General features: G+C 58.6%; 25 protein-coding genes and 1 tRNA gene. 12 read left to right on the top strand and 14 right to left on the bottom strand.

What is annotated here, in order from left to right; all coding sequences use genetic code 11:
* Positions 1-77 precede the first annotated feature (77 nt).
* From ACXYMP_RS04495 to ACXYMP_RS04480, 4 genes are read left to right on the top strand one after another with little or no spacing between them, the layout of a single operon-like run.
* A complete protein-coding gene (locus ACXYMP_RS04495; protein WP_458904599.1) occupies positions 78-776 on the top strand; it encodes a class I SAM-dependent methyltransferase in 699 nt (232 codons plus the stop codon).
* A complete protein-coding gene (locus tag ACXYMP_RS04490) occupies positions 764-1,159 on the top strand; it encodes a GtrA family protein (protein ID WP_458904597.1) in 396 nt (131 codons plus the stop codon). The genes ACXYMP_RS04495 and ACXYMP_RS04490 overlap by 13 nt, the downstream gene beginning before the upstream one ends.
* A 1-nt stretch (position 1,160) precedes the next feature.
* The gene (locus tag ACXYMP_RS04485; protein WP_298568223.1) at positions 1,161-2,129 is read left to right on the top strand and encodes a glycosyltransferase family 2 protein; all 969 of its coding nucleotides are present in this window, start codon (positions 1,161-1,163) and stop codon (positions 2,127-2,129) included.
* A complete protein-coding gene (locus ACXYMP_RS04480) occupies positions 2,126-3,664 on the top strand; it encodes a hypothetical protein (protein ID WP_298568226.1) in 1,539 nt (512 codons plus the stop codon). Before ACXYMP_RS04485 ends, ACXYMP_RS04480 begins: the two co-directional genes overlap by 4 nt.
* A 71-nt stretch (positions 3,665-3,735) precedes the next feature.
* On the opposite strand, the gene ACXYMP_RS04475 is transcribed toward ACXYMP_RS04480, so the two are convergent.
* The gene (locus ACXYMP_RS04475; RefSeq protein ID WP_458904594.1) at positions 3,736-5,127 is read right to left on the bottom strand and encodes a hypothetical protein; all 1,392 of its coding nucleotides are present in this window, start codon (positions 5,125-5,127) and stop codon (positions 3,736-3,738) included.
* A 474-nt stretch (positions 5,128-5,601) separates the two neighbouring features.
* Between ACXYMP_RS04475 and ACXYMP_RS04470 the strand changes: the two genes are divergently transcribed.
* The 3 genes from ACXYMP_RS04470 to ACXYMP_RS04460 are packed head-to-tail and all read left to right on the top strand — an operon-like array spanning position 5,602 to position 6,675.
* Complete coding sequence (locus tag ACXYMP_RS04470) at positions 5,602-6,264, top strand: hypothetical protein (protein WP_458904592.1); 663 nt, start codon at positions 5,602-5,604, stop codon at positions 6,262-6,264.
* Positions 6,261-6,482 (top strand): hypothetical protein, encoded by a 222-nt coding sequence (locus ACXYMP_RS04465; protein ID WP_298568235.1) that lies wholly within the window; start codon positions 6,261-6,263, stop codon positions 6,480-6,482. Before ACXYMP_RS04470 ends, ACXYMP_RS04465 begins: the two co-directional genes overlap by 4 nt.
* A gap of 55 nt (positions 6,483-6,537) precedes the next feature.
* The gene (locus ACXYMP_RS04460; protein ID WP_458904590.1) at positions 6,538-6,675 is read left to right on the top strand and encodes a hypothetical protein; all 138 of its coding nucleotides are present in this window, start codon (positions 6,538-6,540) and stop codon (positions 6,673-6,675) included.
* Between the two features lie 137 nt (positions 6,676-6,812).
* Here the strand turns inward: ACXYMP_RS04460 and ACXYMP_RS04455 are convergent.
* The 7 genes from ACXYMP_RS04455 to ACXYMP_RS04425 all read right to left on the bottom strand — a co-directional run bounded on the left by ACXYMP_RS04455 (position 6,813) and on the right by ACXYMP_RS04425 (position 11,382).
* Positions 6,813-6,889, bottom strand: a tRNA-Arg gene (locus tag ACXYMP_RS04455).
* A 55-nt stretch (positions 6,890-6,944) separates the two neighbouring features.
* A complete protein-coding gene (locus ACXYMP_RS04450; protein WP_298568241.1) occupies positions 6,945-7,124 on the bottom strand; it encodes a CTP synthetase in 180 nt (59 codons plus the stop codon).
* A 74-nt stretch (positions 7,125-7,198) separates the two neighbouring features.
* The gene (locus tag ACXYMP_RS04445) at positions 7,199-7,393 is read right to left on the bottom strand and encodes a CTP synthetase (protein WP_242114757.1); all 195 of its coding nucleotides are present in this window, start codon (positions 7,391-7,393) and stop codon (positions 7,199-7,201) included.
* A gap of 46 nt (positions 7,394-7,439) precedes the next feature.
* Positions 7,440-7,946: a PhnA domain-containing protein gene (locus ACXYMP_RS04440; RefSeq protein WP_458904587.1), complete on the bottom strand. Its 507-nt coding sequence runs from the start codon at positions 7,944-7,946 to the stop codon at positions 7,440-7,442.
* 102 nt (positions 7,947-8,048) lie between these two features.
* Positions 8,049-8,696 (bottom strand): hypothetical protein, encoded by a 648-nt coding sequence (locus tag ACXYMP_RS04435; protein WP_458904585.1) that lies wholly within the window; start codon positions 8,694-8,696, stop codon positions 8,049-8,051.
* Positions 8,697-9,076: 380 nt separating this feature from the next.
* Positions 9,077-10,876, bottom strand: coding sequence for a translation elongation factor 4 (gene lepA, locus ACXYMP_RS04430; protein WP_458904583.1), 1,800 nt, complete (start codon positions 10,874-10,876; stop codon positions 9,077-9,079).
* Positions 10,877-10,926: 50 nt separating this feature from the next.
* Positions 10,927-11,382, bottom strand: a complete 456-nt coding sequence (locus ACXYMP_RS04425; protein WP_458904581.1) for an Lrp/AsnC family transcriptional regulator — start codon at positions 11,380-11,382, stop codon at positions 10,927-10,929.
* Positions 11,383-11,509: 127 nt separating this feature from the next.
* Between ACXYMP_RS04425 and ACXYMP_RS04420 the strand changes: the two genes are divergently transcribed.
* The 3 genes from ACXYMP_RS04420 to ACXYMP_RS04410 all read left to right on the top strand — a co-directional run bounded on the left by ACXYMP_RS04420 (position 11,510) and on the right by ACXYMP_RS04410 (position 14,056).
* Positions 11,510-12,559 (top strand): Glu/Leu/Phe/Val family dehydrogenase, encoded by a 1,050-nt coding sequence (locus ACXYMP_RS04420; RefSeq protein WP_458904579.1) that lies wholly within the window; start codon positions 11,510-11,512, stop codon positions 12,557-12,559.
* Positions 12,560-12,693: 134 nt separating this feature from the next.
* On the top strand, positions 12,694-13,641 hold the full coding sequence (locus ACXYMP_RS04415; protein WP_298568262.1) for a 1-phosphofructokinase family hexose kinase: 948 nt from the start codon (positions 12,694-12,696) through the stop codon (positions 13,639-13,641).
* 103 nt (positions 13,642-13,744) lie between these two features.
* A complete protein-coding gene (locus ACXYMP_RS04410; RefSeq protein ID WP_298568265.1) occupies positions 13,745-14,056 on the top strand; it encodes a hypothetical protein in 312 nt (103 codons plus the stop codon).
* On the opposite strand, the gene ACXYMP_RS04405 is transcribed toward ACXYMP_RS04410, so the two are convergent.
* Both ACXYMP_RS04405 and ACXYMP_RS04400 read right to left on the bottom strand, forming a co-directional pair.
* Positions 14,057-14,515 (bottom strand): low molecular weight protein-tyrosine-phosphatase, encoded by a 459-nt coding sequence (locus ACXYMP_RS04405; protein WP_458904576.1) that lies wholly within the window; start codon positions 14,513-14,515, stop codon positions 14,057-14,059.
* Positions 14,516-14,578: 63 nt separating this feature from the next.
* The gene (locus ACXYMP_RS04400) at positions 14,579-14,791 is read right to left on the bottom strand and encodes a YdeI/OmpD-associated family protein (RefSeq protein WP_458904574.1); all 213 of its coding nucleotides are present in this window, start codon (positions 14,789-14,791) and stop codon (positions 14,579-14,581) included.
* A 176-nt stretch (positions 14,792-14,967) separates the two neighbouring features.
* Here ACXYMP_RS04400 and ACXYMP_RS04395 point away from each other — a divergent pair, with 176 nt between their 5' ends.
* Both ACXYMP_RS04395 and ACXYMP_RS04390 read left to right on the top strand, forming a co-directional pair.
* Positions 14,968-15,594 carry a winged helix-turn-helix transcriptional regulator gene (locus tag ACXYMP_RS04395; protein WP_458904572.1) on the top strand — a complete coding sequence of 209 codons (627 nt, stop codon included), beginning with the start codon at positions 14,968-14,970 and terminating at the stop codon, positions 15,592-15,594.
* Positions 15,591-16,283 (top strand): NAD-dependent deacylase, encoded by a 693-nt coding sequence (locus ACXYMP_RS04390; protein ID WP_458904570.1) that lies wholly within the window; start codon positions 15,591-15,593, stop codon positions 16,281-16,283. Before ACXYMP_RS04395 ends, ACXYMP_RS04390 begins: the two co-directional genes overlap by 4 nt.
* A gap of 114 nt (positions 16,284-16,397) precedes the next feature.
* Here ACXYMP_RS04390 and ACXYMP_RS04385 read toward each other — a convergent pair whose 3' ends face one another.
* The 4 genes from ACXYMP_RS04385 to ACXYMP_RS04370 all read right to left on the bottom strand — a co-directional run bounded on the left by ACXYMP_RS04385 (position 16,398) and on the right by ACXYMP_RS04370 (position 19,775).
* Positions 16,398-16,931, bottom strand: a complete 534-nt coding sequence (locus ACXYMP_RS04385; RefSeq protein ID WP_298568280.1) for a copper chaperone PCu(A)C — start codon at positions 16,929-16,931, stop codon at positions 16,398-16,400.
* A gap of 48 nt (positions 16,932-16,979) precedes the next feature.
* Positions 16,980-17,327, bottom strand: a complete 348-nt coding sequence (locus ACXYMP_RS04380; RefSeq protein WP_298568283.1) for a hypothetical protein — start codon at positions 17,325-17,327, stop codon at positions 16,980-16,982.
* 130 nt (positions 17,328-17,457) lie between these two features.
* Positions 17,458-17,745, bottom strand: coding sequence for a 50S ribosomal protein L28 (gene rpmB / locus ACXYMP_RS04375; protein ID WP_298568286.1), 288 nt, complete (start codon positions 17,743-17,745; stop codon positions 17,458-17,460).
* Positions 17,746-17,945: 200 nt separating this feature from the next.
* On the bottom strand, positions 17,946-19,775 hold the full coding sequence (locus ACXYMP_RS04370; protein WP_458904567.1) for an ABC transporter ATP-binding protein: 1,830 nt from the start codon (positions 19,773-19,775) through the stop codon (positions 17,946-17,948).
* Positions 19,776-19,944: the final 169 nt, after the last annotated feature.

Here is a 19,944-nt window from a genome sequence, read left to right as displayed (position 1 = left end):
TACAACACCTGCCCACCGGGATCTGATCCGATCAAGTTTGCACTTGATTGAGGTCTTCCGGCTGCTAGTCAGGAACAATGGATCCAGCAGAATTTGATGAATACGCCAAAGATTACGAGAAGATGCACCTCGACAACATCCGCATTACGGGTGAGGAGCCGAGCTATTTCTCGGACTACAAAATCGACCAGTTGCGCCTGCTCGCCGATGGCTTGGGGCTGCAAAACCCGGACGTAATGGATTTTGGCAGCGGCATCGGAAACTCACTTCCGGGTTTCCGGCGAAATTTTGGCAGCTCGCGGATTGTCTGCGCCGATGTGTCGAGTGAGAGCATTGATCAGGCGCGCAAACTGTATCCGGGCGACGAGGAATATTGCCATATCGACGGCAAGACGATCCCCCTGCCCGATGATCAATTCGACCTTGTCTTCACGGCCTGTGTCTTTCACCACATCCCGCAGAACGAACATGTCCACTGGTTTGAAGAAATCAGGCGGGTGACGCGACCCGGCGGCAAATTGGTGGTGTTTGAACACAATCCGCGCAACCCCCTGACGGTGCATGCGGTCAACACTTGCCCCTTCGATGTGAATGCCCGCCTGATCAAGACTGGCGAGATGCGCAAGACCGTTCGTCAGGCTGGTTGGAAGGATGTGAAGATCGACTATCACATCTTTTTTCCCGCAAAGCTGAAAGCGCTGCGCCCATTGGAAAAACGATTGCGCTGGTGCGGGCTTGGCGCGCAATACATGTGTGTGGCTGAATGTCCGGGCTGAAATGCCTAGGCCGCCAGTTGTCGCGCTATTCCGCGATTGGTGTATTGAATACACTGGTCGGTGGGGCGCTGATTTACCTGGCGCATAATGCCTTCGGACTTGGCGTCATCGTCTCGAACGTGATCGGTTATGGCGCGGGGCTGACGCTGAGCTATTTCGGCAACAAATACTGGACCTTTGGCGACACCACGCGGTCGGCCGTTGCACCCATGATCTTTGCCGCACTGGTCGCGGTGGCGTTTTCGTCGAACCTGGGGATCACCTTCGGCTTGATCGCTGCCGGGCTGTCATTCAATATTGCTCAGTTTTTTGGTATTGTGACCTACAGCGCTATTGTTTTTCTAGGAATGAAATTCCTGTTGTTTTCAGAGCGAAAGAATTGACATGAACACCTCTTCTGCCGCCGCACCCTCGCTTGCCTTCGTGGTGCCGTGTTACAATGAAGGCCTCAGCCTGCCAGAACTGTTGCGCAAGTTGGCCGAGATCGACGACCAATTGGTTGCCGCGGACGCCATTCGCAGCCCTTCGACGATTGTTTTGGTTGACGATGGATCGACCGATGATACGTGGCAGAAGATTTCCGAGGCCACGGCCACGCACAACGTCACCGGCATTCGCCTTTCGCGCAATCACGGCCACCAAGCGGCGCTTTTGGCCGGCCTGATGACCGCCGAGGCCGACGTTATCATCAGCCTTGACGCCGATCTGCAAGACGACCCCGATGCGATCCCAAAGATGCTTGATGCCCATAACCGCGGCGCACAGGTCGTATTCGGTGTCCGATCATCGCGCGACACCGACACGGTTTTCAAACGGCGCACTGCGCGGCTGTATTACGACATTTTGCAGGGTATGGGCATCGACATCGTGCCCGACCATGCCGACTATCGCTTGATGAGCAGCAAGGCAATTGCAACATTGCGCGAGTTCGGCGAGGTCAATCTGTTCTTGCGCGGGTTGGTCAAGAACATCGGTTATCAGACCGAGATCGTGGAATACGACCGATCCGAACGCTTCGCCGGTGAGACGAAATACCCGTTGTCCAAAATGCTTCAGCTTGCGGTCGAGGGCGTGACCTCCTTCTCCACCCGACCTTTGCGCTATGTCACCTGGATCGGGACAATCGTCGCAATGACATCCTTCTTTCTGGCATGTTATTCGATCTTCGCCTGGTGGCGTGGCGGGACAATCCCCGGCTGGACCTCGATCACGGTTCCAACCTTTATGCTTGGCGGGGTTCAGTTGATCGCGCTTGGGATCATCGGCGAATATATCGGCAAGATTTATCTTGAAACGAAGCGCCGCCCGCAATTCATCATCGACGAAATAATCAAGGCCGACGACGCGCCATGACGATGTCTCGTGTTTTGCTGGCCTATCTGTTGGTTGTCGCCGCTGTCACTTTGCCCATTCTGGCAAACCCCTATCTGCCGCTGGTGGACTTGCCCAATCACATTGCCCGCCATTTCATTGCGGCAAATCCTCAAAGCGCGCTGAGCCAGTATTTCGACTATTCCCTCGACCTGACGCCGAACTCTGCCGTTGATCTGCTCTGGAGCATCACCGGGCATCCGTTCGGCGCGGTCGCGTTCTCGCATTTCGTCTTTATCACCTATGCGGTGAACCTGGTGGGATCGGCCATGGTTCTTGCGCGTGTGGTGCACGGAAAGTGGTCGATCTGGCCTTTGGCAAGCGGTCTGCTTGTCTACAATGCGACGTTCTTTTGGGGGTTTCAGAATTTCATCTTCACGGTGCCGTTCGCCATTTATGGGCTTGCCCTGTGGCTGTCGTTAGAGGCGCGTTCGAACTGGCTGCGCATCGCGGTGTTCATTCCGCTTAGCTTGCTGTTGTTCTGGATGCACCTTTTTGCGTTCGTGCTTCTGGCCGTGGCTGCACTGGGGCGCGAACTGCAGCGGGTGTTTGAAGCTGGCAAAGCTTGGCCCAAGGCACTTCTTGGCAATATCTCTTTGGGGATCCCATTCCTCATTCCCGCAGCCCTACTGGCCTACGTCATCATCACCGCACCACCCAACCCAGCGGCGACGGCCTCCGATTTCGGCTCCTTCGTGGATCGCTACTATGCGTTGATTTCGCCACTTGGCACGGCGAGTGGTAACGGCGCCACTGGCTTGACGGCGATCGGTGCGTTGGTCTTTGGGGTGCTCCTGTTGACGTTCTATTTCGGGGTGCGACGTGACTCGCCTCATCTGCACTTTGCGCGCCAGATGAAGGGGCCACTTGTTGCCGTCCTGCTGCTGAGTGTCTTCATTCCTTCATCGATCAACGGCGTGGCGCTTGTCCAAATCAGGTTTCCGTTTGTCTTGATGATACTGCTCATCGCGGCGACACGCTGGCAACACGTGCATCAGGGTGCAGCACGCGCCATCACGATCGCGATCAGTGTCGCATTGATCCTTCGCGGGGGCGAGTTTTACCTGAATGCTGCCGATTACAGTCGCGATATCATCACGCTTGAGCGGGTGCTTGAAAAGGTTCCCGCCGGATCACGGATATTGCCTATTCGCTCCGCCGGGAACGAGCGGGATACGCGGCTTTGGCATGCGCAGGCCTACGCAGTTCCGATGGCCGAAAGCTTTGTCCCGACGTTGTTTCAAGGTGTCCATTCCCTTCGACTGAAGCCTGAATGGTCGACGGCGGCGCACCCCGCCGGCATGTCCATCGACCGGCGCCGGGTTCTTGACCCGTCCGGCGGTGTCATTCGGTCGGCAACCGCCAACAGCGCCGCGTTTTGGGCCGATTGGCCAGACAAGTTCACGCATCTGCTGCTTATGGATCCACCGGCCGAGGCATGGCCTGCCAACCCAACCTTGCGCAAAATCGACCAGCAGGGGCGGTTCACGCTGTTTGAGGTTCAGCCAGACGACTGATCCCCACGTCGGCGGCCAGCTCAGTTCTTCGGGGTGTTCTCGACGGGTTGGTTTGATGATTACAGGTGCGGCTAGTTCACCTGAAAGACGTCACCCGTGCGCAAACCTTTTTCAGAGTTGCCGTTCCTGATCCAGATCTTGTTGGCATCAACGCGCGTGACCTTGAATGCGGACAGGTCCATACCTTTTGCGGCCTTCACGATCCTGCCATCCGCAAGCTGTAGCAAAGCCCAGCTTTCATTTCGGGTCTGAAACACACCAATGACGGCCACACGTGACCCGGACCGCGCGGCGACTGCGGTGGCAGCTGCTTTGGTGTTCGCAGGCAAGGGTGCGGCGGCTGGCGTGGGTTGCGCGCTTGGCGGCACCGGGCTTGGTGACACGTCCTTCTGCGCCATGCGGCGCGGGCGCACTGGTGGGCGGGGGGACTGGTGCGGCGCATTAAGCACTTTCAGGGCACTCTCCGCGACCTCAACAGGGGCGGGTTCCATTGCTCTGGCCGCGGCAAGATCTGCAGTGGGTGGCGTGTCGATTGGACGGACATCAACCTCGACCGGCGATAACACTGGCGCATTGGGCAACGCCGCAACGCTTGTCATCGCGGCTGGTGGTTGCACAAGGTCAGCCTTGGCCCCTTGAAGGCCCAGTGGTTGAGGCGCGTTGCCCATGATCTTCGGCTGGACGGGCGGCTCTTGCTCAACAGCAACGCGCGGCAGGTTGCGCGGAGGCAACAGCATCGCTTCACGCGACAGAGAGGCGACACGGAAATCAGGCAAAACCAGCGCATTGGGCGCCGGGCTGGTGTGCGGCAGAACATCCAGCAATGTTGTTTGAATGGCCCTTTCTTCAGCCGGCGCGGTAACGGTTTGAGTGACCGCCAAAACGCGGTCGTGGTCCACAAGTTGTTGCCATTTGACCGGGCTGTTGGCCGGCGCCGTCAGTTGCAAAGGCTGCGCTGGCACAGGGAACAACTCTGCTGTGTTCAGGGTGGCGGAGCCTTCCAAACCGGCCACGACCAACGCTGCGGAAACGCCCCGTTCCACCGTAGGCTGACCAGCGATCATCCCGGGCTCAAAGGCATCACCGGAAGGAAGGGTGACAGGCTCAGCCGCGAAAGCCAGCAACGCAGCTGGGACAGGACCGGGTAAGGCGGCAGCTTCGGCGGGATTTGATGGGGCGTCCTGAGCAATGTCTGCAATGGCCGCCGTGTCCAGCGATTGCACGTCGCCGCCTACGGGCGTCTCACCTTCGTTCACAAGGTTCGGGGCTTTGACAGGGGGAGTAGGCGCGACAGGGGCCTGTTCATAGGCGGCCAGTTCCGGCACATCCATAAACCCAAGGTCATCGCTGGCGGGCCAAATCATGTTCGACGCCACGATGGACGTTGTCACAAACAGCCCGCCCGCAAACAGGAAGACCGAGAACACCGGTAGCCGCAAACTTGGTGACTGAATCGCTTGCATGGAAAAACCTAAACTTACTAAAAAACACCTGCTCACCTTGATCAACTTCAGGGATAGTCCACTTGTCAAGGATAGCCGCCTGCCGGTCTTTGGTTTTTGCGGCTGTGTTGCCAAATAGTGGGGGACAAAACTCGCATATCAAGAATATGGTGCCCCACACTCTCCCTCACGACGAACGTGCCTACTCAACCCAAGCATGCGTTCGTGCGGCAAGTGGATTGGTTTTTTCAGCGTGCGGCGCAAATTTGGGCGCCGAATTCACCAGAAAGGAGAGCAGCAGCCCTTTTTGGCATCAAAACAGACCCAAAAGGGTTGTCAGTTTCGCTCAGGCCAGTATGAATTGACCAACAGCAAAGGCTGTTTCTTGATTTGTATTGCTTTGGGGCGCCTTCGCGGATGAAAATAATTCAGAACTCTCATTTGGGGATGGCGCTTTGTGCCGCTTTTGTTGTGTCTGGCTGCGTGAAACCAGACATGGAAGATGACGGACAAGCCGCTGCGCAGGACACGCCGGTGCAGGTCACTGAAACAGCCGCACCCGACGTCCAGCCCGCACAATTCGCGTCGATCGACTATGCAAGCGCCAGCACCGTTCAAGACCTGATTGAATCCCGCAGCGACGAATACGAGAAGCTGACCGTGCAGGCCCGCCAGCAAGGGATGGTCGGGGGTGCGCTACGTGGTGCTCTGATCGGTCTTATCATCGACACCGACCCCGCCCTGATCGCAGGTGGCGCGATTGTCGGCGGCATCATTGGCAGCCATAGCGGGCAACAAGTCGCCTCGAAGCTGATCCTGGAACATAAGAACTATCTGATCCGCCGCTGGTCGCTTGAGCGGGTGCTGGCCTCTGTCAAGACTGACAGCAAGGACACGCGCTTTGACCTGATGCTTTCGGACACGCTTGTGAAGACCGCACAGAAAAGTCAGGCAGCACCGGTGGCCAAGGCTGATCTTGCCAAGCTGACCACGTTCAAAACCCATGCGGTTTCAAGGGCGCTGGCGCTGCGGGAAATTCTTCCGATCTATGATGAAAACCCTGTGGCGAAGCAGGCTCTGAAAACCGAGCTTGATCGCCAGATGGCCATGATTTCTCAGTTCGAGCAGAACCTGAACACACTGGAAACGCTCACATGATCAAGACAGATTTTCCACGTTTCTTGCGCCCCGCCATTCTGGGGTGTGCCGTCGCATTCACCTCGGCCTGTGCACAAAGCATCGTGCCGGAAGACCCCTGTGCCGCTGCCGACCGGCCCATTGAATTGGGTAACCTTTTAGAGAATAGCCTGACGGACAGCTACGAGGCCTGCCTGGCCATCGTGCGCGATCAGGCCGTCACGGCGTTGGAGAAGTAGGTTGCGCAGATCCCTTGTGCTGTTGAGTTTCTGTGCTGCCCTCACGTCCTGCGGGATGCCCGATACATACGCGTCGAATGCCGAGCCCTGCGTTGAAGAGATCTGCGAAACCACGCGCGAAGACCTACAGGACAGGAACTGGCTGTATCGCTGGTATTATTTCCTGACCTATCCGTTCCTGCACAGCCGCTGACCAAAGCCGCCAAAGCCTCCCTGCTTTTGCGATGGTCCGCTTCTACCAGTCGGACCCCAAGGATCACGGCAACAGTCTTGCGCAGGCAAGCTTTCGAAACCCGTTCCCACGATTGGTTCTTGTTTGTCGGCAGAAGATGGCGATCCCTGAAGGACTCGAACCCTCAACCTGCTGATTAGAAGTCAGCTGCTCTATCCAGTTGAGCTAAGGGACCGCACGCCGAAGCCTTACCCCCGGCGCACGCCTCGTTTCAACCTCAAATCGACCGTTCAGCCGTTGATCTGCTTGGCCACGATCCACGAAACCGGCAATGCCACGGCAAAACCCGCGACGGCGGCATAGATGATCGGCTGGGCGGTATCCATTCCCACAGTCAGGGCCGCGACGATGAAAATCCCGGCGAGCGTTGCGCCGAGCAGGATATAGATGACGGCGGCGAGACGGAACATGGCATTCTCCTTCGATACATTCGCGAATACGCACGTGTTGTGGACCCGGCACGCCCGCGCCTCTTTGATCTGGATCAGTCGCCGATCATTGCCTTTGCGACAAAGTAGCTCACTGGCAGCCCGACCACGAACCCGACGCCCGCCGCGCCCAGCAAAGGCCACAGGCCGGACACGCCGTTGACCAGCGCGACCACAACCAGAACCGAGGCCAGCGTGGACCCGATGATCCCGTAAAATGTCATGACGATCTTGAAAAGCGGTGAACGCATCAGGGGCCTCCTTGCCGGGCGACATAGCCGACAGACCCTGCCCTGCCTACTTCTTCTTCACGAACTGCGTCAGAATGACAATGCGCTGCCCTTCAACGCGGCCCTCGATATGCTCGGGGTTGTCCGCCACAAGGCTGATCCCCCGCACCGGAGTGCCGCGTTTCGCCGTGAACCCCGCGCCCTTCACGGGCAGGTCCTTGATCAACACCACGTTGTCGCCTTGGTTCAGCACCGCCCCGTTGGCATCCTTGTGCTGGGACGCGGCGGCCTGATTGTCGACCCACGCCTGCGTGTCCTCGTCCAGATACACCTGATCCAGCAAATCCTGCGCCCAAGGCGCGTCAATCCGCTTCAACATCCGAACCGAGAGGACCTGAACCGCCACATCCTCGGACCACATCGAGGACGCAAGCCCCCGCCAGTGGTTCGCGTCAGGTGTGCCGTCGATCTGAGCGGTGCAGGTGGCGCAAATATCCACGGACGCGCCCTCGGGTCCGCCGGGGACGGGGAAGGAAGAAAGAGGGGCGTCTGAGGCGCAGAGGGGGCAGGTCATATCGGGCTCCGGGGTTTGGTGAGGGAGCTATAGGGGGGAATGGGCGTGGAGGGAAGGAGGGAGTTTGGGGGCTGTGTCAGAGGGGAAAGTAGACCTAGTCCATTAGTCTGCCATTCTATTTGCAGGGTCGGGTTTGTGCTCTTCTGCAGAGAACCTCAGATATGGTTTCATTCCAAATAGCCAAGCGAAAAAACCGCACAAACATAGAACAAGATACAGCATAGCCCAGATTGCGCTCTTGGTTTGAACCGCGTCAATGAATGTGGCGGCTTCGCCCGAGTTGAAAAATAGAAGTCTCCAAGATGACACAAGAACGGAAAAGAGGAAGTAAACTGCCATCAGCAGTATGAAACTAGCGTTTGCCGCTTGAACTATCGGTGGATTCAGCCGCTCCGCTTTTCTCAAATCCTTAAGATAGTGCTCCCAACCGGCAACGCCTTTGAACTGGTTCTCGATTCTGGAATCAATGAAATCCCCAGCGCGTGCGATGCCGTTAACTTCAATAAGAAACAAAAATGACATCGCCACTACAACCAACGGAACCACATACATAAATGCGCCTTCCATTACTCCGCTGATCTTCAGACCAGAAACACTTGGAATACCTAGGGCGGCACCTGCAACGATATAGAAGCGGCGTTGCTGCCTTTCGAGGATTTCTTTGCGAAGAGACTTATATTGCTCTTCAAATATTACGATATCCTGATCACGAGTTTCTGTAATCTTGAAATGCCTATCAATTTCAGCCACTTAACTCTCCTAAATCCAAACTCATTTCAACCTATATCTCAACCTACAATTTCAACTATTAGCTGACAAATGGTTCCAAGCACTATTAGTCAGCTTTAATTGAGCACCCCGATGAAATTAGAGTTCTTACACTAGCCTGATCCTGGGTGGGCGGAACGCCCTCCTGTGGGGAGGGTCGGGCGTTGTCCGGTCTATCGACCGGACGTGACGGTCTTTGAAGGGGACGGCACGCGGATCAGCGCTCCGATTGGGGCGCTGATGGTTTTGGCGCGTGGGGCCACGGCACCGAAAGAGCCGCCACGGGGTGCGCACGCGATTTGCTTTGCAATTCGCTGCCGCGCACTGAACGAAAAAGGCCGCTGACGCGGCCGTTTTCGTTCTCAATTATCCATTTTCAACGCAGAGATGAACGCTTCCTGCGGGATGTCCACTTTCCCGAACTGGCGCATTTTCTTCTTACCGGCCTTCTGCTTCTCCAGCAGTTTTTTCTTCCGGGTCGCGTCGCCGCCATAGCATTTCGCGGTCACGTCTTTGCGCAGGGCAGACAGCGTCTCGCGCGCGATGACCTTGCCGCCAATCGCCGCCTGGATCGGGATTTTGAACATGTGGCGGGGGATCAGGTCTTTCAGCTTCTCAACCATCGCGCGGCCACGCATTTCGGCACGGTCACGGTGAACCATGGTGGACAGCGCGTCGACGGGTTCGTCGTTCACAAGGATCGACATCTTGACCAGATTGTCCTCGCGATAGCCCAGCATCTGATAGTCAAACGATGCGTAACCCTTTGTTACGGATTTCAGGCGATCATAGAAGTCGAACACAACTTCATTGAGCGGGAGGTCATAGACAACCATCGCGCGCGACCCGGCATAGGTCAGGTCCAGCTGGATGCCCCGGCGGTCCTGACACAGTTTCAGCACGTCGCCCAGGTATTCGTCGGGCACAAGGATCGTCGCCTTGATGCGCGGCTCCTCCAAGTGATCGACCGTTGACAAGTCTGGCATGTCGGCGGGGTTGTGCAGTTCGAACTGCGTGCCGTCGCGCATGAAGATGTGATAGATCACGCTGGGCGCGGTGGTGATCAGCTCGATGTCATATTCGCGTTCAATCCGGTCGCGGATCACCTCCAGATGCAGCAGACCAAGGAAGCCACAGCGGAACCCAAAGCCCAGCGCGGCCGAGGTCTCCATCTCGTAACTAAACGACGCGTCGTTCAGCGCAAGCTTTTCGATGCTGTCGCGCAGGTCTTCAAACTCCGCCGCATCCACGGGGAACAGGCCACAGAACACAACGGGTTGCGCAGGTTTGAAGCCCGGCAGCGCATCGGTGGTGCCCTTCTTCTCATGCGTGATCGTGTCACCCACCCGCGTATCCCGCACCTGCTTGATCGAGGCGGTCAGGAAGCCGATTTCGCCCGGCCCCAGCTCGTCAATCGGGACCATCTGGGGGGTGAACACGCCGATCCGATCCACCGGATAAACGGCGTTGGTCGAGATCATGCGAATACGCTCGCCCTTTTTCAGCTTGCCGTCGATCACGCGGATCAGGACGATCACGCCAAGATAGGCATCATACCAGCTGTCCACCAGCATCGCCTTCAGCGGCGCGTCGGCGTCGCCTTTGGGTGCCGGCAGATGCTGCACAATCGCCTCGAGCGTTTCGTGGATGCCCTGTCCGGTTTTGGCCGACACTTGAATGGCGCCCGAGGCGTCGATGCCGATCACATCCTCGATCTGCTCCGCCACGCGGTCACAATCGGATGCGGGCAAGTCGATCTTGTTCAGGATCGGCACAATCTCATGATCCGCGTCGATGGCCTGATACACATTGGCCAGCGTCTGCGCCTCGACCCCTTGGGTCGAGTCCACAACCAGCAGCGAGCCTTCGACAGCACGCATTGAGCGGCTGACCTCATAGGCGAAATCAACGTGGCCCGGGGTGTCGATCAGGTTCAGGACATATGTCTCGCCATCATCCGCGGTGTAGTTGATCCGAACCGTGTTGGCCTTGATGGTAATCCCGCGCTCCCGCTCAATATCCATACTGTCGAGCATCTGCTCTTTCATGTCCCGCAAAGAAACGGTGTTCGTTTCCTGAATCAGTCGGTCAGCAAGCGTGGATTTCCCGTGGTCGATATGCGCGACGATCGAGAAATTGCGGATGTGTTTAAGGTCAGTCATGTGCGGGATATGAGGGGGAAATGCAGGGCAGTCAAGCGAATCAAGCGGCGTTACCCCACCGGCAGCACGTTCCTTCGCACCATCGTCCTGAGCGTGAAGCTGGACCGCATGCGGCTGATCCCGGCGACCCGCATCAGACGGTCCTCCATGAAACGGTCGAACGCGGTCAGATCGGCGACGACAACGCGCAGAAGGATGTCACGGTTGCCAGTCATCAGGTGGCATTCCATCACCTCATCCATCCGCGACACCGCCTGTTCGAAACGGGTCAGCGCATCGCGGTTTTGGCTTTCCAGTTCGACCGAGATAAACACCGACACAGGCAAGCCCAGCTTGGCTTGATCGACCCGCGCGCCATAGCCAGTGATGACGCCCGCATCCTCCAACGCGGCAACCCGGCGGGCGCAGGGGGTGGGCGACAGGCCGACGGTCTCGGCAAGGTCACCAAGCTTTTGGCGGCCGTTCTTTTGTAGGGCGGCAATGATGCGGCGGTCGGTGGAGTCCATAAGATTTCTCTCGCATATCATCTCGCGACTTAGTTTTATCACTAATTCTTGATGAAGACACGCCGAAAATAGGTGATTATTCGACATTGACCCAGAGTAAAGTCGCGCGAAACGATGGGAGGACATCATGAACATCACCCCAGTGGCTTCCGCCACCCATGAAGAAGTGTACCGTGTCGAAGACGCCGACAGCGGTTTGATCGGCTTTATCGCCATTCACTCGACCACACTTGGCCCCGCCGCTGGTGGTCTGCGGATGCGCCCATATGACAGCGAAGAGGCAGCCCTGACCGATGCGCTGCGCCTGTCCGAAGGGATGACATACAAGAACGCCGCCGCGGGTCTGCGCCTGGGCGGGGGCAAAGCCGTGATCATGGGCGATCCCGCAACCTTGAAGACGCCTGCGCTTTTGCACGCTTTCGGACGCGCGGTTGATGCTTGCGAGGGCCGGTATTGGACCGCTGAGGATATGGGCATGAGCCCCTCGGATATGGCCGAGCTTGCAAAGGAAGCGCGCTATGTTGCTGGACTGGCGGATGGGGCGTTTGCTTCGGGCGATCCGTCGCCCATCACCGCGCGGGGCATTTTCAACGCGATCTGTCGCGTCGCGTTGCATCAGTTTGGTGACGCAGACCTGACCGGCCGCACCGTTTCAGTTCAGGGCTTGGGCAATGTAGGTTGGAATCTGTGCGGGTTGCTGACCGAAGCCGGTGCAAGCCTGATCGTCACCGACATTGACGCGGACCGTGTTGCCAAAGCGCAAACGACCTTCGGCGCGAAGGCTGTTGGGTTGGACGACATCTATGCTGTGGCCGCCGACATCTTCGCGCCCTGCGCTATCGGTGGCATCTTGAACGCGGACACGATCCCGCAATTGCGTGTGAAGGCCGTGGCCGGCGGGGCAAACAACCAGTTGGCCACGCATGCAGACGCCGACCTTCTGGCGAAGCGCGGCATTCTGTATGCGCCCGATTTCGTGGCCAATGGGGGTGGCATCATTAACGTCGCCACCGAGGTACTGAAAATCGAAGGCCGCGTTGCTTGGGTTGCCAAGAAGCTCGTCGCGCTGGATGAGACAATGGAAGCGATCCTGACCGAAGCGGAAAAGCAAGGCGTCAGCCCTGCCGCCATCGCACAGGACGTGGTTGCAAAAACCATCAAGGCCCGCGCCGCCTGATCTGCCTTCAAAACCATTGACGCGGGCACAAACGGCTCCTTCGTGTCGTCGCTTGTGCCCGCAGGTTTTTAGGCGCCATTGCCGAAGCAGCTATTGGCGGCTACGTTAGCGCCACCAAAGCGCAAGGCGACCCTATGCCCAACATCCTGACGATCACATTGAACCCGGCATTGGACATGTCGACCAGCGTCGATGCCGTAAGACCTGAGGACAAGCTGCGGTGCAGTGCGCCGGTGCTGGACCCCGGCGGGGGGGGCACCAATGTGGCGCGCGCCATTCGGCGTTTGGGTGGGGATGCGACGGCGTTTGTTGCACTGGCTGGCTTTCGGGGGCAACAGCTCGCCGCCTTGCTTGAGGCCGAAGGTGTGCCTGCCTTGCCTTTTCTGCTGCCCGGTGAAACCCGCCTGTCGCTTGCGGTCTCTGACCGCGCGGCCAAGACGCAATACAGGTTCGTCATGCCGGGCCCGAGCTGGGATGACGATACCAGTGACGAGCTGATCAACGAGCTGAACCGTGCCGTTCGCCCCGGCATGCATGTCGTGTTGTCGGGTTCGCAACCGCCGGGTTTGCCCAACGATCTTCCGGCGCAACTGACCCAATTGACCCAATCGAAGGGTGCTTGGCTCACGCTGGACACATCTGGCCCCGCGTTGGAATCGCTCTGGGACAATACGAAAGCAGTGCCCGATGTGTTGCGACTGGACGGTGCGGAGAGCGAGGTTCTGGCCGGCCATCCTTTGGCGTCGATCGACGCGGTCGCAGACTTTGCGCGCGCTCTGGTGGCCAGCCGGAAAGCCGCCACGGTGGTGTTGGCGCTTGGCCCGAAGGGTTCAGTCCTGGCGACAAAAGGGCTGACGCTTCACGCGGTGACACCAGAGGTGCCTGTGGTCAGCAAGGTCGGTGCGGGCGACAGTTTTGTCGGTGCCTTCACCATGACACGCGCGACGGGTGGCGACTGGTCGGATGCATTGCGCCTTGGGGTAGCGGCGGCAAGTGCCGCTGTAATGAGCGCCGCCACCGACCTGTGCCGCCCCGCGGATGTGTATGACCTTCTGCCCAAGGTCACGATCACGAAGCTTTGAGCGCTTACGGAAATTGCATCCCGCGTGAAGTCACTGTATTCTGTTCGTGAGATGGGCGCTAAGACCCGTCGCCATCGAGGCAGCTTTTTAACGAGGACAAGAGATGAAACGACTGCTTCTCGCCTTTGCATTTGCGTCTACCCTTATGCCCGCGCAGGCTGCTTTCGCCGGCGGTTCCATCGAGCGTGCCTGTTTGCGCGCCGACCGACCGAACGCGACGCGGTCGCTTTGCAATTGCATTCAGAATGTTGCCGAAGCGATGCTGACCAATTCTGAGCAATCGAAGGTCGCCAAGTTCTTTTCGGAACCCCATCGCAGTCAGGTTACACGGCAATCCGACCGTGGCACGGACGAAAAATTCTGGAAAAAATACAAGAAGTTCGGGAAGGTCGTCGGGCAATACTGCACGCGCTGATCAGACCGTCAGCATGTCGATAAGCCCTTCGGAAGCTGCCTCGACCAGATCAAGCGTTTCGTCGAAATTGCGCGTATAGTAAGGGTCTGGCACGTGATCCAGACCGGATTTTGGCGCGAATTCCGTGAAGGCGACGACCCGCGTGTTCGATCCTGTCGGGCGCAGGCGTTCGATCTCGCGAAGGTTATTGTCGTCCATGCAGATGATCAGCTCAAACCGGTCGAAATCTGCCTGTTCAAACTGGCGCGCGCGCAACGCCGACAGGTCATAGCCGCGCGCCTTTGCTGCGTGTTGCATGGGACCGTAGGGCGGTTCGCCCACATGCCAGTCCGACGTCCCGGCGCTGTCGACTCTCACATCAAGCGCGGGGTTTCCGTGCGCCATTGTGCGAAAAACCGCTTCGGCGGACGGCGAGCGGCATATGTTGCCCAGGCAAACGAAAAGGATGCTTTGTGTCATGCCTCTTTCATAAGATGCCAGACACGGCACGTCACCCGGAAATCCCCGGTCCGCGCCCGCCCGTCAGGGACCATCGCCGCGCCGCCACTGCATCTTCATATATAGCTGCCCCCCTTTCAGTTCCTCCAGCATCTGAGCCACCCGTTTTTCGCGTGTCTCAGGCCGTTTGGCGCGGGCGATCCAGCTAAGATAGTCGTTGCGCTGATACGGAGGGCGCGCGTCATACGCCGCACGCAACCCGGCGCTATCAAGACGGTCCCTGATGTCGTGTGGCATGGGAACAATGGGGCGTTTCAAGACCATCCCTAAACGTCTCATGCGTTGCGATCCGCGGTCAAGTCAACCAAAGGAGGCGAAGACGGGCGCACCTTCGCCAATTGCCCGAACCACCCCTTGCAAACGCCTGCTGTCACCGTCACAAGCGCGCCATGTCTCGTGCTAAACCTTACTCCATGTCCTGCCCGATATCGCTGTCGCTTGATCTGCTTGGCAACAGGTGGGGGCTGCATATCTTGCGTGAATTGCATGCGGGTCCTGCCAGCTTTGGTCAGATCAAGACCGGGCTGCCCGGTATCGCGTCCAACATCCTGTCCGCGCGTCTGGTCGAACTTTGCGACGCAGGACTGATCCGCAAGTCCGAACGGATCTACACCCTGACCGACAAGGGGCTTTCGACACGGGCGATCTTGTTTGAATTGGCCCGGTTCGGGCGCGTGCTGCCTGTGCCAATGGCTCCGTCTGATCCCGAAGGCATCGCCCATCATGCGGTCATTCTGGCCGGCGCGATTGAACGCGCCGCCGGGCCGCTTGACGACATCCGCGCCCAGATCGACCTGAACGGCACCCCTTTTTCGCTGACGGTGGCAGGCGGTCGGGCGGCGTTGCAAACCGGCGAGATGCCGTTGGCGCCCGTGCGCCTTGCCTTCGACTGGTCGGATGTAGAGGCCGTGGCCAACGGAGATCTCCGCGTGGCCGCCTTCGCCGCAGAACGCGAAATCACCGCCGAGGACCCTCTGAAGGTCGCTGCCCTTCTGGACCTGCTTCAAAAGGCACTCGATATTTATGGGGGGTTCAAGTGAGCCAGATCGTCATACTGACGGGTGCCGGGATATCGGCCGAAAGTGGCTTGGGCACGTTTCGCGACAAGGATGGGCTGTGGACCAAATATGACCTGAACGACGTCGCCACACCCGAGGGCTTCGCCCGCAACCCGGCGCTGGTCCACGATTTCTATAATGCCCGCCGAGCCAATTGCCTGCAGGCCCACCCGAACGCGGCACACATCGCATTGGCACGACTTCAAACCCTGCACGCGGGGCGCGTCACCCTTGTTACGCAAAACGTTGATGACCTGCATGAACGCGCCGGCGCGCGGGGCGTCATTCACATGCATGGCTCGCTTTTGGGTGCGCTTTGCGCCGCGTGCGATCATCGGTGGGCGGCGCCAGCTGAAATGTCTCCGACCGCGACCTGCCCGTCCTGTCACACTGCAGCAACCCGCCCGGATATCGTGTGGTTCGGCGAAATGCCCTATAACATGGAGGTCATTGATCAGGCGCTGACACAGGCGGATCTGTTCGTGGCGATCGGCACCTCTGGGAACGTCTACCCGGCGGCCAGCTTCGTGTCCGAAGCGCGCGCCATGGGTGTCGAGACATTGGAGTTGAACCTGGAACCCTCGTCGCAAGCAGGCACCTTCGATGACGCACGGTTCGGTCCTGCGACCCATTTGGTCCCCGAATGGGTGGACAGCATGTTACGCGCTTGATCCCAGATCGTGGTGTGACCGCACCAACGCGGTGCGGTCAACCGGGGTGACGAAGCCCCAGACGGGCATGGGGTGGGCCGGGGACGCATTCACCGCCCGCCCCACGCCCAACCCTTAGTTGGTTTTGGCCGCGCCTTGGTTCATCTGACCATTGCCCATATTGCTATGGTCCATCTTGCCGTTCTGCATGCCGTCGCCCATCATCGGGTTGCGGTTCAGATCGACGGGGATCTCGACGGTCATCTCGCCTGACTTTTCAAACACGAGCGTGACGCTGATGGTTGATCCGTCTTCGAAAGGTTGGTTCAGGCCCATGAACATCACGTGGTCGCCACCGCGTTGGAGCGCATGCATGCCGCCGGCTGCAACCGGGAAGCCTTCTTCGACTTCCATCATCTGCATGACGCCCTCGGCGTTTTCTTTGTGCGTATGCAGCTCGACCCGTTTGGCGACATCCGACTTGGCAGCGACAAGCCGGTCGTCTTCAGTGCCGTGGTTCATGATCTGGAAGAAGGCAGCACCGGCCATGGCCTTGGGGCCAGAGGCACGTGCATAGGCGTCCTCGATCATGATCATGCCTTCTGCGAAAGCGGGCAAGGCGAACAGGGCAGCCGCACCAGCGGCCAGAATGGTTTTCATAGGGGACATTTCAGTATCCTTTGGTCCGAAAAAAGAAGTGGTCTGAGGTGAAGTGGATCAGACCAGCGCCGGGGGACCACGGGCTGAAGGCGTCAGTTCGGTGCGCCCGACATGGGCCAGAACCTGCATCGGGACGATATGAGAGACGATCCGCAATTCGGGTCTGTCGAAGGTGGGAACACTAAACTCAGCGGCGAAAATCTGCGCGCCATCCGGGCACAGATGCACCGATTCGATGGGTTCGCCATCCGGGCCGACGGACAGGGTCGTCATTCCGACGCCTGTGCAGATCACCATTTCGATCGCAGCGCCGACATCGGGGCTGCTGCCACGGGCTTGCGCCAGCGAAAAGCTGGTCACGGTCAGCAGAAGCGCCAAAACATATGCTGCGAACGCACGGATCATCCATCAAGAGCTATGCTGCTTTTCCGACCAGCACAAGCGACAAAAGGTAACAGGCCCCAGCCATGCGAAAACCGCCCGAAGCGGCAAGGCTCGGGCGGTCAAAAACCGGTCAATCCGGGACGCGAGGGGCTTAGGCGGTGGCCTGAGCCTTTGCGATTTCTTTTTTGATTTTCAGCGCGTTGTCCGACAGCTCAGGGCCTTTTGCCTTGGCCAGGAAAGCGTCCAATCCGCCACGGTGATCTACCGTGCGCAGGGCTGCTGCTGAAATACGCAATTTGAACGCGCGACCCAGTGCTTCGGACTGAAGCGTCACATCGTTCAGGTTGGGCAGAAACCGGCGGCGGGTTCTGTTTTTGGCGTGGCTGACATTGTTGCCAGTCATCGGGCCTTTTCCGGTCAATTCGCAAACGCGCGACATGGTTTCTTCCTTGCTCTCTCGGGCCAGATTGGTGAGGTGTTCTGCGCGCCCTCGCGCCGCTCACGTCCAGCCGGTCAATACAAACGGGCGCCGCAGTGGCAGCGCCCCAAATTCCGTCCGCGGTGGATAGACCCAATCGGATGGGACGTCAAGTGAGTCTAAGAACCGCGACACGGGATTTTTCTGCGCGCTGCGATCCGCTATTCCTCGGCCAAAAAACCGCCCGACTGCCGGTTCCACAGCCCAGAGTAGGTGCCGCCCATTGCCAAAAGCTCATCATGACTTCCCTCTTCAATGATGCGGCCTTCGTCCAGCACCACAATCCGGTCCATCTGCGCGATGGTGGACAGGCGGTGGGCGATGGCGATGACGGTCTTACCTTGCATCATGCCATAGAGGGTTTTCTGGATCGCGGCTTCAACTTCGCTGTCCAATGCCGAGGTCGCCTCGTCCAGCACAAGGATCGGTGCGTCTTTAAGCATGACCCGCGCAATGGCGACCCGCTGGCGTTGTCCACCCGACAACTTCACGCCGCGTTCGCCCACATGCGCGTCGTATCCGGTGCGCCCCTTGGGATCTTCCAGCAGCTGAATGAAATCGTGCGCTTCGGCGCGGCGGGCAGCGGCGATCATCTGGTCCTCGGTCGCCTCCGCGCGCCCGTAAAGAAGGTTCGCGCGCACCGACCGATGCAACAGGCTGCTGTCCTGTGTGACCATCCCGATCTGCGCGCGCAGACTGTCTTGCGTCACCAGCCGCACATCCTGACCGTCGATCAGAATGCGCCCGCCTTCCGGGTCGCGAAACCGCAGCAACAGATTCACAAGGCTGGATTTGCCCGCACCTGACCGTCCAACCAGCCCAACTTTTTCGCCGGGGCGCACTCTCAGCGACACGTCCTCCAACCCGCCGGACCCTTTTCCATAGTGATGTGTCAGGCCATCGAATTCGATCTGGCCCTCGGTCATCACAAGGTCTTTGGCATCGGGAACATCTGTCAGCTCGTGCGCGACCGAGATCGAGCGCAACCCTTCCCGGATCACACCCATATGTTCAAACAGCCGGATTGTGACCCACATGATCCACCCGGACATGCCGTTCAGACGCACCACCAATGCCGAGGCCGCAGCGACCTCTCCGACCGAGACTTCGCCCTGCGACCAAAGCCAGACAGCAGACCCCAACACACCGGCAATCAGAAGGCCGTTCAGTAGGTTTAGACCGAAGCTGAGTTCGGTCATCAGCCGCAGAAAGCGTTGAAACCGCAGCCGCAGGCGTTTCAGCGACGACAGGGCATAGCGTTCTTCCCCCGCCCCTTGCGAAAACAGTTTCACGCTTTCGATATTGGCATAGGCGTCCACGATCCGCCCTGTAACCAGCGACCGCGCGTCAGACCATTTCTCGGACGCCACCGATACGCGTTTGGCGATATATCGGACGTAGAGCACGTAAAACACCAGCCAGATGCCAAGCGGCAGCGCCAGCCGCACGTCGACTTGGCCAAGGATCACCATCGCGCTGAGCACATAGGTGGTGGCGTAGAAGATGCCTTCAAAGAACATATAGGTGCTGTCTTCGACCGCCGGGCCAAGCTGCATCACGCGGTTGGACAAGCGTCCTGCGAAATCGTTTTGGAAAAACCCCAACGACTGACCCAGCATGTGACGATGCGCCCGCCAGCGCACTTGTTCCTGCATATTGCCCGCAAGGGTTTGCTCCAGAAAGAACCGGTTCAAGGTGATGGCGAGCGGTCTGAGGAAGATGATGAACACCGCCGCGGCCAGAAGCTCGATCCCATGCATGCGCCAGAAGCTCTCTGGCGCGGACTGGTTCATCATATCGACGACCCGCCCGGTATAGAAAATTACGCCTGTCTCGATCAGCGCGACCAATATGCCGGTCAGCGCCATCCAGATCATCCACTTACGAAACGGACCGAACTGCGACTTGTAATATGCCCACAGCGTATTGGGCGGCGTGCCTGTGTCATGCGGGGCAAATGGATCAACGAGGTTTTCAAAGAAACGAAACATGCGTGCGCTCCGTGCGCTTGGAAAGAAAAAGGATGGACGGGGCCAACGAAAGCCCAACAGGACCAGCGTCTAGTGGCTGTATCGGGTCCTGAGTAGTCGCATCCCACATCTCTCCTTCATGTTCGTTCAGGGACGCTAGCCCAGATGTTAGCGCCCATCAACCCCTTCA

This window comes from Aliiroseovarius sp. CAU 1755, from assembly GCF_054482655.1.
The sequence above is the reverse complement of the archived record's forward strand: the minus strand, read 5'-3'. Positions and strand labels throughout refer to the sequence as shown.